The sequence below is a fragment of the Kocuria sp. SL71 genome, assembly GCF_026672465.1.
Lineage (GTDB): Bacteria > Actinomycetota > Actinomycetes > Actinomycetales > Micrococcaceae > Kocuria > Kocuria palustris.
In genome coordinates this window covers 2263057-2276893 of record NZ_JAPPRE010000001.1, presented here as the reverse complement: position 1 = coordinate 2276893, position 13837 = coordinate 2263057, and the positions used below count along the sequence as shown (strand labels likewise).

Genomic DNA, 13837 nt, shown 5'->3' with positions numbered 1-13837 from the left:
TCGCACCGTGTACTCCTACGGCGTGCGCGCCGGCGACGATCTGCACATCTCCGGACTGGTGTCCTTCGCCTCGGACGGCACGATCGTGGGCGAGGGCGACATCGACGTCCAGGTGGAGCAGGTCTTCACGAACATGCGCGCGGTGGTGGAGGAGGCCGGCGGGTCCATGGACGGCATCGTCTCCACGACCACCTACCTCACCGATATCACCCAGGCGCCGTCGATCAGCGCCGCCCGCGCTCGGCACTTCACCGGCGACGTCCTGCCCACGCACACGGTGATCGGCGTGGCTGCCCTGGCGCGCCCGCAGTTCCTGGTGGAGATCTCGGCGATCGCACACCTGGGCTGAGCCCACGTTCCTCCGTGCTCCGCCGATAGGCTCGACGGATCGCACACGGAAGGGGAGGGCGAGCATGGCCCAGCACTCGCAGACCGAACCCAGCGGAGGATCGACCGGCGGATCGAGCCAGGAGCAGCGCAGCAGCCGACGCGCCGTGACGGTGTTCCCGCTGCTGATCCTGGCCGGAGCCGCCGTCGCCCTGCTGTTCCCGCAGGCCTTTGCGGGCTGGGGCGCGGGCGTGACGCCGGCGCTGATGATCATCATGTTCGGCATGGGGCTGACGCTGTCCCTGCCGGACTTCGCGCTCGTGCTGAAGCGGCCGCTGCCCGTGATCGCCGGAGTCATCCTGCAGTTCACGATCATGCCGCTGCTGGCCCTGGGCATTGCGACTGTGCTCGATCTGCCGCCGCAGCTGGCGGCAGGCATGATCCTGGTGGGCTCGGTGCCGGGCGGCACGTCGTCGAACGTCGTGACCTACCTGGCCAAGGGCGATGTGGCGCTGTCGGTGACCATGACGTCGCTGTCCACACTGCTCTCGCCGCTGCTGACCCCGCTGATCACCCTGGCGCTGGCCGGTCAGTTCCTGGAGGTGCCCACCGGCAGCCTGGCTCTGTCCCTGGTGCAGATCGTGCTGGTCCCGATCATCCTGGGGCTGGTCATCCACTCCCTGCTGCCCGGATTCGTGCGTCGGGTCGAGCCGATCCTGCCGTGGGTCTCGGTGCTGGGCATCACCTACGTGGTGATCGCTGTGGTCTCGGGCTCCGGAGAGGTCCTGGCCGCGGCCGGGCTGGGGCTGCTCGTCGGCGTCATCCTGCACAACCTGCTGGGCTACGGCCTGGGGTATGCGGTCGCAGCGCTTGTGCGCTTCCCGGTGGCCTCCCGCCGCGCCGTCTCCGTGGAGGTCGGCATGCAGAACTCGGGGCTGGCCTCAGGACTGGCCGCGCAGTACTTCACGACGGAGGCGGCGCTGCCCGGGGCGATCTTCTCGGTGTGGCACAACATCTCCGGAGGGATCCTGGCCTCGATCTGGGGCCGTCGTCGTCCGGACGATCACGCGGAGCCCACGCACCGCTGAGGCAGTCGCGTCACCCGTCGTCGTCACGACTGGCCAAATCCTCACCGCACTTCCCTCGACTGGCCGAATCGTCACCGTTTCAGCGACGAAACGGTGACGATTCGGCCAGTCGATGAGCATGAGGTGGCGTTTCGGCCAGTCGCAGAGACCCTCAGATCCGACGCAGTGTCAGGATCTGCTCGGCCGTGCCGACGGGTGCGCGGGCGTCGTGCAGCGTGGAGCTGGTGAGGCCCACGCCGTCCGGGCCCCAGATGACCTCGGTGTCCAGCCCGGTCCAGGTGCCCTCCGGGACCCGGTGCAGATGGACGGTGAGATCGACGTTGGGGAAGGTCCACCGGTCCGTCTGCTGGCGGACGGCGATCCCGTTGGCGGCGTCGATGCTGGAGAAGAATCGGGCGAGGTCGCCGGCGGTCTCCCCCTCCACGATCTCCGAGGGGCTGTGCAGCCACACGGTCGCCCGCCCCGGGCGCTGCTGCACGACCCTGGCCTGGATCTGGGCGATGTAGCCGCCCGGCCACCCGTTGCTCATCTCCCAGGGCTCGACCTCCTCCGGCGAGGGCATCGGCTCGGCCTGGCCGCCGACGACATCGGCGGTGTCGGCGCGCGAGAGGTACCAGGCCCGGGCGATGACGACGGCGCGACCGCCGATGGTCACGGTGGCCTGCAGCAGCTCGATCGTGCGCCCCGGCCGAAGGACCTCGATGTCGACGGTCAGCTCGGACATGGGCAGGCGGCCCAGGATGTCGTAGCTGATCCGGCCGAGCTGCAGCTGCGAGTCGCCCTGGTTGGAGCGGAAGCGCTCGAGCTCGTGCACCACGAGGCCGGCGATGGAGGCGAAGTGGTGATCCTCCTCCGACCAGGCGCCCGAGGCGTGTTCGGTGGGCTCGAACGTGGTGGGGCTGGTGCGGCGGAAGAAGGCCTGCTGGGTGGTCATGGGTCTCCTGGGTCGGCGAGGGAGCGGGGGAGTCGTCAGGGGGCATGAGGGATCAGGGTACGAACACGCACAGCGGGTGACCGGCCGGGTCTGCCACGATCAGCAGCCGCTCCTCCGGATCATCCAGGGAGTCCTGCAGCATGACGGCACCGAGCTCGAGCAGGCGAGGCTTCAGGGCCCGCAGCTCGTCGACGGTCTCGAGAGTCAGATCGAGGTGGATCTGCTGCGGCACGTCGGGACTCGGCCAGGTCGAGGGCGGGAGCGCCTCCACCCGCTGGAAGGAGAGCCTGACGCCGCCGGGTCCGAGCAGCGTGCGCCACTCGCCGGAGTCCTTCTCGGTCCCGGGCGCGTAGTCCCAGCCCAGCAGCGAACGGTAGAAGTCAGTCAGCGAGGCCACGTTCTGGGTGTCCAGGACCGTGGTGTGGCAGGGCGGGGTGGGGTGCGGTGTCCATGAGGCCAGTCTGCGGCGATGTCGCGCACGTCACAACATGGACGCGTGTGGCGAGCGGGTGTTCGCGTCGAGGAGAAGGCCTCCCGCAGATGCCCTGCCGCAGAGCATGATGGACAGATGACCGATCTGCAGAATCCCACGAGCACGTTCATCCTGAACAACGGCGTCGAGATGCCCGTGATCGGGCTCGGCGTCTACCAGTCCGAGCCGGAGGAGACGGCCCAGGCCGTCGAGGCCGCGCTGCGCGCCGGATACCGCCTGATCGACACCGCCGCGGCCTACGGCAACGAGCGCGAGGTCGGGCAGGGCCTGCGCGATTCCGGCGTCCCGCGCGACGAGGTCTTCCTGGAGACCAAGGTCTGGATCAACGACTACGGCTACCAGGAGACGTTGCACGCCTTCGACAAGGCCGCCGGCAAGCTCGGTGTGGAGCAGCTCGATCTGCTGATCCTGCATCAGGCCCTCGAAGGCGAGTTCGAGCGCACGATCCAGGCGTACATGGCCCTCGAGCAGCTGCTCGCAGACGGCAAGGTCCGTGCGATCGGTGTCAGCAACTTCGAGGTCCGCCACCTGGAGGAGCTCATGCAGCGCACCACCGTGGTGCCTGCCGTGAACCAGATCGAGTACCACCCGTACTTCGCTCAGACCGAGGTCGAGGAGTTCGGGCGCGAGCACGGCATCCTGACCCAGTCCTGGTCCCCGATCGGCGGCATCACCAGCTACCGCGGTCTCGACGGCCAGGAGCACACGACCTTCGACGACCCGACGATCACGCAGATCGCCCAGGCGCACCAGGCCACCCCGGCGCAGGTCATGCTGCGCTGGCAGCTGCAGCGCGGCCGTCAGGTGATCCCCAAGTCGGTGAATCCCGAGCGAATCCGCGAGAACCTGGACGTCTTCGGCTTCGAGCTCAGCGACGACGAGCTGGGCCGGCTCGATGCCCTCGACACCGGCAAGCGCGGCGGCCCTGAGCCGCACGAGGTCACGCTCGAGTCCTTCGGCAAGGAGATCCCGGAGGCCTGAGGCCCCTGCCGGATCACCATGGCGCGCCTCGAGCGGATCGGCTCCACCCTGGTCAAGGGGCTGGGGTGGAGTCAGCATGAGCGGATCGGGGTGGCGGTCGGCGGGCTGGACCGGGACCGTCGCTGGACGCCGGTCTGGGCCGATGACCTGACCTGCCTGCGGGCCCCGCAGTTCCCGGCCATGGTCCGACTGGTGGTCGAGCCGGGGGATCTGCCCGGGGATGACCAGCACGTGGTCCATCAGGAGGCACGGATCCGCTACTACGACCGCCGGATCCCTGCGCGCGTGCACGACGGACCTCTCGCGCGGCGCCTCTCGGCAGAGGCCGGGCGGCAGGTCCTGTTGGCCCGCACCCTGTTCTCGGACGCCATCGTGTGGGGCGCGCCCGTGAGCGTGCTGCTGCGCTCCGAGCTGGCGGGGCTGCCGTCGGACACGGACCGCTACCGTCCCAATCTGGTGATCGACGACCGCGACGCCCCGCTGGCGCTCGCGGCCGGATCGCGCCTTGAGGTCGGTGCGGTGACGCTGGGGGTCGTGGGGGAGTTGGAGCGCTGCGTGATCATCGACCACGACCCGATCACGGGCCAGAAGGACCATTCCCTGCTCCGGCGCATCCGTCCCGGGGCGCTGCTGGCCTACGGCTGCACGATCGTGAGGGAGGGTCAGCTGGCAGTGGGCGACCCGGTCAGGGCAGTGTCTGATTCCTGAGACGGGCCAGAGGCAAAGACAACGGAGGAGCGCATCTTGGACCGCGACGAGCTGCTGGAGCGCATGCACCGCGGGGAGACCATCCAGGGCGGGTCCGCGCTGCACGCGGCCATGCACGAGATCAGCCAGGAGGCGCTGCGCATCACCGCCGCGCTCAACACCGGCTACCAGGACCCGGGCAAGGTGCGACGACTGCTCGGTGCCCTGACCGGCCAGGAGATCGACGCCTCCGTGACCGTCTTCCCGCCGCTGCGCTCGGACTTCGGCAAAGCCCTGCGCATCGGCTGCGACGTCTTCATCAACTCCGGCTGCGCGTTCCAGGATCAGGGCGGGATCACGATCGGCGACCGCTGCCTGATCGGGCACAACGCAGTGATCACCACGTTGAATCACGACATGGACCCGGCCGAGCGCGGCGACATGCACCCCGCTCCGGTGGTCCTGGGCGGCGACGTCTGGCTCGGCGCCAACGTCACGATCCTGCCCGGCGTCACCATCGGCGACGGGGCAGTGGTGGGCGCCTCCTCGACCGTGACCAAGGATGTGCCCGCGGGCGCCGTGGTGGTCGGCACGCCCGCGAAGCAGATCAGCTCAGTGCCCGGGTACGAGCGCTGAATCCACTGCGCCCAGTCTTCTCCAAGTCCCAATTTGGATTTGGAGAAGACTGGGAGGTGGAGAAGCGGCTCAGACCTCCAGCAGCACCTTGATGGCCTCGCGCTGGTCCATGAGGCGGTAGGCCTCCGCGGCCTCCTCAAGCGGCAGGCGCTTGTCGAAGACCTTGCCGGGCTCGATCTTCCGATCCAGGATCAGCTGGATCAGCTCCGGGAGGTAGCGGCGCACCGGGGCGGGGCCGCCGTGCAGGTGGACCGTGCTGCCGAAGAGGAGGTCGCCGGGCAGCTCCACGCCGTGGGAGACGCCGACGAAGCCCACGTGACCGCCGGGGCGGGTGGACTTGATGGCCTGGAGCATGGCCTCCTGGGTGCCCACGGCCTCGATGACGCTGTGCGCGCCGAGGCCGCCGGTGAGCTCCTTGATCTTGGCCACGCCGTCGTCTCCGCGCTCGGTGACGATATCCGTGGCGCCGAACTCGCGGGCAAGCTTCTGCCGGGACTCGTGGCGGGACATGGCGATGATGCGCTCTGCGCCCATCTGCTGGGCGGCCAGGATGCCCATGAGGCCCACGGCGCCGTCGCCGACCACGGCCACGGTCTTGCCCGGGCCGGCGGCTGCGGCGTCGGCGGCGAACCAGCCGGTGCCCAGCACGTCCGAGGCTGCGAGCAGCGACGGGATGAGGTCCTCGTCCGGGTGCTCCGGGGTGGCCACGAGCGTGCCGTCTGCCTGGGGGATGCGAGCGAGCTGCGCCTGCGTGCCGATCCCGCCCATGGGCGTGGTGTCCACGCAGCGCGACTGGTAGCCGGCCTGGCAGATCTCGCAGGTGCCGTCCGAGGTCATGAACGACCCCACCACGAAGTCCCCGGGCTTCACCGTGGTGACGCTGTCGCCGACCTGCTCCACGACGCCCACGTACTCGTGGCCCATGGGCTGATCTTCCACGTCCTGGGCCCCGCGGTAGGGCCACAGGTCCGAGCCGCAGACGCAGGCGGCCGTGACCTTGATGATCGCGTCCGTGGGCTCGACGATCTGGGGGTCGTCGCGATCCTGGACCCGGACCTCGCCGGGGCTGTGCATGATGACGCCGCGCATGGGTGCCTCCTGATGAGTCGTGTCGTGCCTTCTGCTGGAAAGCGTAGAACGGGGCTCCGACGACACAGAGGCCCTGTCGGGACACCTCTGGCAGACTGCTCACGAACCGATCCGCGGCCGGTCGGCCGCCATGAGACTGAGGAGACAGCCATGAAGGCGCGCCGACGCCTCCTTCCGTGGCGAAGCCGCTCGCGGCGCTGGATGGCCGGCGTCCTGGAGATCATGCCGGGCTCGGCCGTGGACGATCCGATCTCCGTCGTCGTGGGTGCGATCGCCATGATCCTGCTGCTCCCGCTGCTGGTGCTGTGGCTGCTCGAGTCCCTGGCGCAGTGGATCGCGCTGCCGTTCGTCCTGCTCGCCCGTGCATCAGGGATGGCCGCCGTGCCGCTGGTCGTGACGGAGCGCGGGCACGTGGCCCACCGTGAGAGCGTTCTCGGATGGGCCGAGGCGGATCACCGCCTGGTCGAGATGCGCCGCGAGATCGACCACGGCAGCCCGCATCCGTGGCGCGACCGCAGCGACCCGTGGACCAGCAGCAACCAGCCGGGATGGTGAGGACGAATGGACAGGATCGAGCTTCCGGGACCTGACGTCGTGTTGGAGGAGGCGACGGCCGAGGACCTGCCGGCGCTGATCGAGCTGATGTCCGACGACATGCTGGGCGCCTCCCGCGATGGGATCTGCTCGGAGGAGGACAGGCAGCGCAAGGACGCCCACCGCTTCTACGAGCGGCTGGGCTTCGAGCGCAGCCACGAGGGCTTCAAGCTCATGCTGGGAACGGCCTAGCCGTGCCCTTCCTGGACCGTCTCTCCCGCTGGGCCGAGCAGCGTCCGCAGGACACGGCCGTCGTCTGCGCCGAGGACCGGCTGAGCTGGAGCGGGCTGCGCTCGCGGGCTGCCGAGCTGGCGGCTTCAGGGGAGGCCGTCGGGCTCCTGCAGCAGGGCACCGGCACGGAGTTCGTCGTGCGATGGGCCGCGGGGGTGGCCGAGCGGCGCGTGTGCGCGGTCCTGGATCCGGCTCTGCCCGAGAGCATCGGCGGCGCGGTGAGCCAGCGCTGCCGCGACGTGCTCCCGGAAAGCGCAGCACCGGCACACCTGCGCGACGGGCCCGACGACTCCGCCTTCCTGGTGGGCCTGACCTCCGGCACCACCTCGGTGCCCAAGGGGTTCCTGCGCAGCCGCGGCTCCTGGCGACGCTCCTTCGAGGCCTCGACCCGGCATTTCGACCTGCGCAGCGAGGACCGGGTGCTGGTGCCCGGCCCGCTGTCGTCGAGCATGAATCTCTACGCTCTCTCCGAGTGCCTGCACGCCGGCGCCGCCGCCGTCGTCCTGCCGCGCTTCGACAGCGCGGCGGCCCGTGCGGCGATCACCGCCGAGGGCGTCACCCGGGTGGTGGCCGTGCCGACGATGCTGCGCCTGATCGCCGAGCGCGCCCTGGCTGCCGGAGAGTCTGCGCATGGACTGCGTGCAATCGTCTGCGCGGGGCAGAAGCTGGATCCGCAGACGCTGGCCGCGGCCCGCCGATGGGCGCCGAATGCCGTGATCTGGGAGTACTTCGGCGCCGCGGAGCTCGGCTTCGTGGCCGCTCAGGAGCATCCGCCGGGGGAGATCCGGACGCTTGACCCGACGGCGGTGGGGCTGCCGTTCCCCGGCGTGGAGGCGGTCATCGTGGACCACGACGGCCGTGTCCTTCCGGAGGGCAGCACCGGCAGCATCGCCGTGCGCTCCGATCTGGTGTGCGACGGCTACCTGTGGGGCGATGACGGCCGGGCATTTGCGCGGATCGCAGACCTGGCGACGGTGCGGGATCAGGGCTTCCTGCGCGATGGGCGGCTGCACGTGCTGGGCAGGGCCTCCGAGATGATCAACACGGGCGGGCTGAACATCTACCCCCAGGAGGTGGAGGCCGCGATCGGCTCTGTGCCGGGGGTGGCCGAGGCCGTCGTGGTGGGCCTGCCGGATCCTTCTCGCGGACAGCGCCTGGTCGCCGGCGTCCTTCTCGAGGACGAAGGGGCGGATCGGCAGAGTCTGCGGGCCGCGCTGGAGACCATGCTGGCCTCGACCAAGCGGCCCCAGCAGTACTGGCGTCTGGGTGAACTGCCCGTCACCGGCGGAGGGAAGATCAGTCGAGCCGTGCTGCGGTCCTGGATCGAGGAGGGAGATCCCCGTGCCCGACCGCTCGGCTGATCCCTCAGCGCCTCTGCTCCTGCTCGGGCGCCGGACCCCGCTGACACGAGCAGGGACCGCGCTGGCCGACGTGCCCGTGCACCGTCTGCTGGCGCCGATCCTGCAGCGGCTCGTGACGGAGACGGGCCTGGCGCCGGAGTCCGTCGCGGACGTCGTGATGGGCAACGCGGTGGGCGCCGGCGGCAACCTGGCCCGGCTGTCGATCCTGGAGGCCGGGCTGCCGCTGTCGGTCCCGGGGGTCACGGTCGATCGGCAGTGCGGCTCGGGGCTCGACGCCGTCGTGCTGGCCTGCCGACTGGCGCAGGCCGGAGCGGGAAGCGCCTTCCTGGCCGGCGGCGCCGAGAGCATCAGCACGGCTCCGCTGCGAGGCCGTCGCGGCGCGGACGGGGAGGTCGAGTTCTACCGGCGCGCCCGCTTCAGCCCCGAGCACCTGGGGGACCCGGGCATGGGTGAAGCCGCCGAGACCGTGGCCCGGGAGCACGGGATCGACCGTCAGCGCCAGGACGCGTTCGCGCTGCGCAGCCATCGCAGGGCGCTCGAGGCGGCAGCCGCCGGCCGGTTCCGTGACGAGCTCGTGCCGGTGACCGGTGCCCGCGGCGAGGTCACGGCCGACAACGGCCCGCGTCCGCGCTTGAACGCCGAGCTGCTGGCCCGCTTCCCGGCGGCATTCGTCGACGGAGGCACCGTGACCGCAGGGAGTTCGTGCGCCGATGCGGATGGGGCCGCTGCAGTCCTGATCGCGACCCCGGCGGCGGCGCACGGCCTGCGAGCGACGACGGCCCTGGCCTTCCGCGGCGCGTCGACCCAGGGGGTGGATCCCACGCGGCTGGGCCTGGGGGCGGCAACCGCGGCGGCCCGGCTGCTGGAGGAGCAGGGGATAGCCGCACGGCAGCTCGCGGCGGTCGAGTTCAACGAGGCCTTCGCCGGGCAGGTGCTCGCCTGCACCGACTTGCTGGGCATCGACGAGCGCGTGCTCAACGCCGACGGCGGCGCCCTGGCCCTCGGCCACGCCTACGGCGCCTCCGGGGCGGTCTCCGTGGTCCGGCTGCTGGCCCGAGCGCGCGATCTGCCGGAGGGCAGCCTGCTGCTGGCCATGATCAGCTCGGCCGGCGGCATCGGCACGGCGGCGCTCTTCGAGAAGACCGCCGTCCCCGGGCCCACGCGCTGAGCCGGGAGCTCAGCCGCCGTACGTCTCCGGATCCACGGGGCGGACGCTGCGCGGCAGCTTCTCGAGCACCAGGCGGTAGGAGTCCACGACGAGCTCGCGGACGAACCTCCTGCTCAGGGCCTCGCCGGCGCGCACCGAGACCCAGTGCCTCTTGTTCATGTGGTAGCCGGGGGTGATCTCGGCGTACTCATCGCGCAGGGCCTGTCCGTCCTGCGGCTCGACCTTGAGGTTCACCATCCACTGGCCGCGCAGCTCCAGGCGCATGAGGAACATCCGCCCGCGGACCTTGAACACGTCCGTCTCCGGGCCGAAGGGGTGCTCCAGCTCAGCGCCGGGGCACTGCAGGGCGACCTCCTCCGCCCAGGACAGCAGCTCCTGCTCGTCCACGGGGATTCAGCTGCCGAAGCAGACGAGGGCGTCACCGGTCAGCCGGTAGACGTCCCAGCCGTCCATGGGGACCGCGCCGAGGGAGCGGTAGAACTCGATCGACGGCTGATTCCACTGCAGCACGGACCACTCCACGCGCTGATAGCCGCGCTCGCGGGCGGTGCGGGCCAGGGTGCGCAGCAGCGCCTTGCCGTGCCCCGCACCGCGGGCCTCCGGACGCACGTAGAGATCCTCCAGGTAGATGCCGTGCGTGCCCTCCCAGGTGGAGTAGCTCAGGTACCACAGCGCGAAGCCCTCGATCCGCCGCCCGGATCCCTCCGAAGCGGGCGCGACGTGGGCGAAGATCGCCGGGCGCTCGCCGAAGAGCTGCTCCCGCAATACGTCGGGGGTCAGCTTCACGGTGTCGGGCTCCTTCTCGTACACGGCCAGGTCGTGCACGAGCTCGACGATCTCGTGGACGTCGTCGGGGACTGCGGCGCGGATGGTGGTCTCGGTCATGGCCCGAAGCTAGCACCGCCGCCCGACGACGTTGGGCCCGGTCACCGTCACTCCCAGGCCGCGGTCTCCGGGTCGATGCCCAGTGATCGGGCTCTGGCCTCGATCACCAGCGGCAGCCAGTCGACCAGACCCTCGGCCAGGCGGTCGCAGCGGGCCCGGAACGACGGATCCGTCGGGTACATCCGGCCCAGCAGGACATGGCGCTGCGGCGAGACGAGCCCACTGCTCAGGGCCGCGCCGTGCGCCGCGCTCCGCCTGCTCCGTCCAGGCGTCGGTGCCGCCCCAGCGGTCACGGGCCTCTCGGGTCCACTGCGGATCCCAGTCGGGACCGAAGGCCTCCGCCTGGTCGGCCTCGGAGAGCAGGATGCCCTGCTCGAGGGCATCGGCCAGGCGGTCGAGGTCGTCCTGCGCGGCCTGCAGCCGGCGGGCCTCCGCCTCCGCGGCGCTGCGGCGCTCGCGCAGTCGTCGAACCGTCTGCTGTGCGGGCTCGTGGAGCAGGGCCGTCACCTCGTCCAGGGAGAAGCCCAGCTCCCGATATGCCAGGATCCGTCGGCCGCGAACCACATCATCTGCCGAGTAGAGCCGGTATCCGCTCGCTGCCCGCCCGGCGGGACGCAGGAGGCCGAGGTCATCCCAGTGGCGCAGCGTGCGCACGGAGACGCCCAATGCCGCTGCGGCGGGGCCGATGGTCAGGTCCTGCTCGGTGGTGCTCATGCCGTCCTCGGAACAGATCGACGTGCTCATGCGGACTCGGAGATGCCCATGGCCCGCAGCGCGTGGTCCTCCGGCGAATCGTGCACGAAGGGCTTCGCTGCTGTCATGACCACGCGAGCCCCCTCGGGTGTGATGACGGCGAGCTCGCGGGCGTTCCACGGACGATCATGCGGGCCGTCGACCGCCCCGCCGGCTGAGCGGCAGGCCTCGGCGATGACGTCGAGCTGGTCCAGGACGCACGCGAAGCTCACCGTCGGAGGCTGGGAGGAAGCCTCGAGCGGCTGCGCCTCGGCGGGGATCAGCAGGACATCCTGGAACGCCCAGCGCCGCAGGTGGATCAGCTGGCCCGGGATCGCGAAGAGCGCGAAGAACCCGAGCCCCTCAGTCCAGAGCGCGGACGAGGCGGTCAGATCCCGGCAGGGGATCGAGACGAACATCGGCATCCCGTAGATCTCGCGGCACAGCTCCGGTGGCTGGGCACTGCTGTCGGGGGTGGGAACGGGGCTCATCGGTGCGGAAGTGCGGTTGTCATCCATGGAGATCAGCGTGGGACCTCACGCGATGAGAGGGTCAAGCGCCGACGGCGAATGCTGGAGGAACATCGCCTCGCGCAGACAGGCTCTTCTGGGGTTCTGCCCAGCATCCCGCTAGCCTCGGACGTCGCCGAGAAGTCAGGGAGCTTCAGATGAGACACCGAGCGTCGGACAGCGAGTCCGATTCGGAGATCTAGATCGAGAACAGGATCCATAACCAGAAGGCGCCCGAGAGCGTCCAGACCACCATGCGCCTGGCAGCCAGCGGGCACCGCACGATCCATCCGGCGCTGATCCCCGGGCTGGACGTCGAGGACGCCAGGGACCACTTCCCCACCGACAAGGTCGTCTTCGCCGCCGCCGTGCTGGTCATCGGCGTGCTGGGCTGGGCGATCATCGCCCCGGAGAATCTGGGCGCGATCGGTCCGCAGATGCAGACCTGGGTGGTCACGCACTTCGGCTGGCTGCTGGGCTCTCTCGTCGCACTCGTCGTGCTGTTCATGCTGGTGATCGGATTCGGCCCCACCGGCAAGATCAAGCTCGGTGCGGATGACAGCGAGCCGGAGTTCTCCACGGGCTCCTGGATCTCCATGCTCTTCGCGGCGGGCTTGGGCATCGGCCTGGTCTTCTACGGACCGCTCGAGCCGCTGAGCCACTTCATGACCCCGCCGCCGGCATTCGACGTCGAGGCCGGCTCCATGGACGCCATCCCCGCCGCCATGGCCCAGACGAGCCTGCACTACACGATCATCCCGTGGGGCGTGTACTCGTTCATCGGCGGCGCCCTGGCATATGCGGCCTACCGCCGCGGCCGGCTGCCGCTGATCTCCGCGCTCTTCGAGCCGATCTTCCCGAATGCCACGAACCGGATCCCGGGCAAGATCATCGATGTCTTCGCGCTCATGGTCACGCTGTTCGGCACCGCGACCTCGCTGGGCATCGGCGCGCTGCAGATCCGCACCGGCACCTCGATCATCACGGGGCAGCCGCTGGAGGGCGATGGCATCCTGATCGTCATCATCAGCGTGCTCACCGTCGTCTTCATCATCTCCGCGGTCTCCGGCGTGAAGCGCGGCATCCGCCTCCTGTCCAACACGAACATGGTCCTGGTGATCGGCCTGACGATCTTCGTGGCGGTGACCGGACCCCTGCTGTTCCTGCTCGATCTGATCCCCACCACGTTCTACGCGACCATCCAGAACGCCTTCGCCATGCTGTCCGTGGCGCCGAGCCAGGGCGAGGTCGAGTCCGAGTTCTCCGCAAGCTGGACGATGATGTACTGGGCCTGGTGGACCTCGTGGTCGCCGTTCGTGGGCATGTTCATCGCCAAGATCTCCAAGGGCCGCACGCTGCGGGAATTCGTCACGGTCGTGATGTTCGCCCCGTCGGCGATCTCCGTGCTGTGGTTCGTGGTCTTCGGCGGCACCACCATGTGGATGGAGCTCAACGGCCATCCGATCGGCGTGGAGGGCAGCGGCGAGAACGTCATGTTCGACATGCTGGGCAACCTGCCGCTGACCGGGCTGACGTCGTTCCTGGTCCTGGTCGCGATCCTGATCTTCTTCACCACGGCAGCCGACTCGGCGACCAACGTGATGGGCTCGATGTCGCAGTCCGGGCGGTCGAACCCGTCGACCCCGGTCACGATCATGTGGGGCCTGGCCCTGGGCCTGGTCTCGATGTTCCTGCTGCTGGCCGGCGGCCAGTTCGCCCTGTCGGGCCTGCAGTCGGTCATGGTCACCTGCGCCCTGCCCTTCGGGCTGATCATCCTGGGGATCATGGTCTCCTGGGCCAAGGACCTCCGGAACGACCCGTACATGATCCGGCGCCGCTACGCGCGCGAGGCGATCTACAAGGGCGTCCACCGAGGCATCGACGAGCACGGCGACGACTTCGTCTTCGGCGCCACGCACGTGGACGACGACGGCGCCGGAGCCGACTTCGAGAGCGCCGACCCCGCGCTCACGGAGTGGTACAACCCGGTGGCCGAGGAGCACGAGACGGATATCGACGGCGAGCCGAAGAAGGACTGAAACCCTTCGATACGGCCTGTGAGGGGGCGCTGATGCCGTTCATCCCGCTGGGAAGGACGGCATCAGCGCCCCTTCGCAGAGCA

General features: G+C 70.0%; 17 protein-coding genes. 10 read left to right on the top strand and 7 right to left on the bottom strand.

The genetic code is table 11. The features are described from left to right. Positions 1-7: 7 nt before the first annotated feature. Both OVA15_RS10320 and OVA15_RS10315 read left to right on the top strand, forming a co-directional pair. A complete protein-coding gene (locus tag OVA15_RS10320; RefSeq protein WP_326493287.1) occupies positions 8-349 on the top strand; it encodes a RidA family protein in 342 nt (113 codons plus the stop codon). Positions 350-413: 64 nt separating this feature from the next. Next, positions 414-1415, top strand: coding sequence for a bile acid:sodium symporter family protein (locus OVA15_RS10315; protein ID WP_268144794.1), 1002 nt, complete (start codon positions 414-416; stop codon positions 1413-1415). A 151-nt stretch (positions 1416-1566) separates the two neighbouring features. Here OVA15_RS10315 and OVA15_RS10310 read toward each other — a convergent pair whose 3' ends face one another. Both OVA15_RS10310 and OVA15_RS10305 read right to left on the bottom strand, forming a co-directional pair. Then, positions 1567-2349 carry a thioesterase family protein gene (locus OVA15_RS10310; protein ID WP_268144792.1) on the bottom strand — a complete coding sequence of 261 codons (783 nt, stop codon included), beginning with the start codon at positions 2347-2349 and terminating at the stop codon, positions 1567-1569. Between the two features lie 52 nt (positions 2350-2401). Beyond that, positions 2402-2746 carry a VOC family protein gene (locus tag OVA15_RS10305; RefSeq protein WP_268144790.1) on the bottom strand — a complete coding sequence of 115 codons (345 nt, stop codon included), beginning with the start codon at positions 2744-2746 and terminating at the stop codon, positions 2402-2404. Positions 2747-2917: 171 nt separating this feature from the next. Between OVA15_RS10305 and OVA15_RS10300 the strand changes: the two genes are divergently transcribed. From OVA15_RS10300 to OVA15_RS10290, 3 genes are read left to right on the top strand one after another with little or no spacing between them, the layout of a single operon-like run. After that, a complete protein-coding gene (locus OVA15_RS10300; RefSeq protein ID WP_268144787.1) occupies positions 2918-3823 on the top strand; it encodes an aldo/keto reductase in 906 nt (301 codons plus the stop codon). Positions 3824-3841: 18 nt separating this feature from the next. Beyond that, positions 3842-4531 carry an MOSC domain-containing protein gene (locus OVA15_RS10295; RefSeq protein WP_268144785.1) on the top strand — a complete coding sequence of 230 codons (690 nt, stop codon included), beginning with the start codon at positions 3842-3844 and terminating at the stop codon, positions 4529-4531. Between the two features lie 36 nt (positions 4532-4567). Next, complete coding sequence (locus tag OVA15_RS10290) at positions 4568-5146, top strand: DapH/DapD/GlmU-related protein (protein WP_268144783.1); 579 nt, start codon at positions 4568-4570, stop codon at positions 5144-5146. A gap of 69 nt (positions 5147-5215) precedes the next feature. Here the strand turns inward: OVA15_RS10290 and OVA15_RS10285 are convergent, their stop codons facing one another. After that, entirely contained in the window at positions 5216-6235 is a 1020-nt protein-coding gene (locus OVA15_RS10285; protein WP_006214302.1) for a zinc-dependent alcohol dehydrogenase family protein, read from the bottom strand. 150 nt (positions 6236-6385) lie between these two features. On the opposite strand from OVA15_RS10285, the gene OVA15_RS10280 reads away from it, so the two are divergent. From OVA15_RS10280 to OVA15_RS10265, 4 genes are read left to right on the top strand one after another with little or no spacing between them, the layout of a single operon-like run. Continuing rightward, entirely contained in the window at positions 6386-6790 is a 405-nt protein-coding gene (locus OVA15_RS10280; protein ID WP_053448102.1) for a hypothetical protein, read from the top strand. A 6-nt stretch (positions 6791-6796) separates the two neighbouring features. Beyond that, positions 6797-7021, top strand: a complete 225-nt coding sequence (locus tag OVA15_RS10275; protein WP_206390561.1) for a hypothetical protein — start codon at positions 6797-6799, stop codon at positions 7019-7021. 2 nt (positions 7022-7023) lie between these two features. Continuing rightward, positions 7024-8421, top strand: coding sequence for a class I adenylate-forming enzyme family protein (locus OVA15_RS10270; RefSeq protein ID WP_206390529.1), 1398 nt, complete (start codon positions 7024-7026; stop codon positions 8419-8421). Then, positions 8402-9589, top strand: a complete 1188-nt coding sequence (locus tag OVA15_RS10265) for a thiolase family protein (RefSeq protein ID WP_268144777.1) — start codon at positions 8402-8404, stop codon at positions 9587-9589. The genes OVA15_RS10270 and OVA15_RS10265 overlap by 20 nt, the downstream gene beginning before the upstream one ends. 9 nt (positions 9590-9598) lie before the next feature. On the opposite strand, the gene OVA15_RS10260 is transcribed toward OVA15_RS10265, so the two are convergent. The 4 genes from OVA15_RS10260 to OVA15_RS10245 are packed head-to-tail and all read right to left on the bottom strand — an operon-like array spanning position 9599 to position 11724. Continuing rightward, positions 9599-9976 carry an MmcQ/YjbR family DNA-binding protein gene (locus tag OVA15_RS10260; protein WP_058871666.1) on the bottom strand — a complete coding sequence of 126 codons (378 nt, stop codon included), beginning with the start codon at positions 9974-9976 and terminating at the stop codon, positions 9599-9601. A 6-nt stretch (positions 9977-9982) separates the two neighbouring features. Then, positions 9983-10474, bottom strand: coding sequence for a GNAT family N-acetyltransferase (locus tag OVA15_RS10255; RefSeq protein WP_206390531.1), 492 nt, complete (start codon positions 10472-10474; stop codon positions 9983-9985). A gap of 9 nt (positions 10475-10483) precedes the next feature. Further along, positions 10484-11188 (bottom strand): MerR family transcriptional regulator, encoded by a 705-nt coding sequence (locus tag OVA15_RS10250; protein ID WP_268144773.1) that lies wholly within the window; start codon positions 11186-11188, stop codon positions 10484-10486. 26 nt (positions 11189-11214) lie between these two features. Further along, complete coding sequence (locus OVA15_RS10245) at positions 11215-11724, bottom strand: VOC family protein (protein WP_268144771.1); 510 nt, start codon at positions 11722-11724, stop codon at positions 11215-11217. Between the two features lie 245 nt (positions 11725-11969). Here OVA15_RS10245 and OVA15_RS10240 point away from each other — a divergent pair, with 245 nt between their 5' ends. Continuing rightward, complete coding sequence (locus OVA15_RS10240; protein WP_268144769.1) at positions 11970-13754, top strand: BCCT family transporter; 1785 nt, start codon at positions 11970-11972, stop codon at positions 13752-13754. Positions 13755-13837 lie beyond the last annotated feature (83 nt).

What these genes read in the sequence shown, in the direction of transcription:
- OVA15_RS10315 (WP_268144794.1), top strand. Translation starts at nt 414, where the DNA reads ATGGCCCAGCACTCGCAGACCGAACCCAGCGGAGGATCGACCGGCGGA.
- OVA15_RS10310 (WP_268144792.1), bottom strand. Translation starts at nt 2,349, where the DNA reads ATGACCACCCAGCAGGCCTTCTTCCGCCGCACCAGCCCCACCACGTTC.
- OVA15_RS10300 (WP_268144787.1), top strand. Translation starts at nt 2,918, where the DNA reads ATGACCGATCTGCAGAATCCCACGAGCACGTTCATCCTGAACAACGGC.
- OVA15_RS10295 (WP_268144785.1), top strand. Translation starts at nt 3,842, where the DNA reads ATGGCGCGCCTCGAGCGGATCGGCTCCACCCTGGTCAAGGGGCTGGGG.
- OVA15_RS10285 (WP_006214302.1), bottom strand. Translation starts at nt 6,235, where the DNA reads ATGCGCGGCGTCATCATGCACAGCCCCGGCGAGGTCCGGGTCCAGGAT.
- OVA15_RS10280 (WP_053448102.1), top strand. Translation starts at nt 6,386, where the DNA reads ATGAAGGCGCGCCGACGCCTCCTTCCGTGGCGAAGCCGCTCGCGGCGC.
- OVA15_RS10275 (WP_206390561.1), top strand. Translation starts at nt 6,797, where the DNA reads ATGGACAGGATCGAGCTTCCGGGACCTGACGTCGTGTTGGAGGAGGCG.
- OVA15_RS10255 (WP_206390531.1), bottom strand. Translation starts at nt 10,474, where the DNA reads ATGACCGAGACCACCATCCGCGCCGCAGTCCCCGACGACGTCCACGAG.
- OVA15_RS10250 (WP_268144773.1), bottom strand. Translation starts at nt 11,188, where the DNA reads ATGAGCACCACCGAGCAGGACCTGACCATCGGCCCCGCCGCAGCGGCA.
- OVA15_RS10245 (WP_268144771.1), bottom strand. Translation starts at nt 11,724, where the DNA reads ATGGATGACAACCGCACTTCCGCACCGATGAGCCCCGTTCCCACCCCC.
- OVA15_RS10240 (WP_268144769.1), top strand. Translation starts at nt 11,970, where the DNA reads ATGCGCCTGGCAGCCAGCGGGCACCGCACGATCCATCCGGCGCTGATC.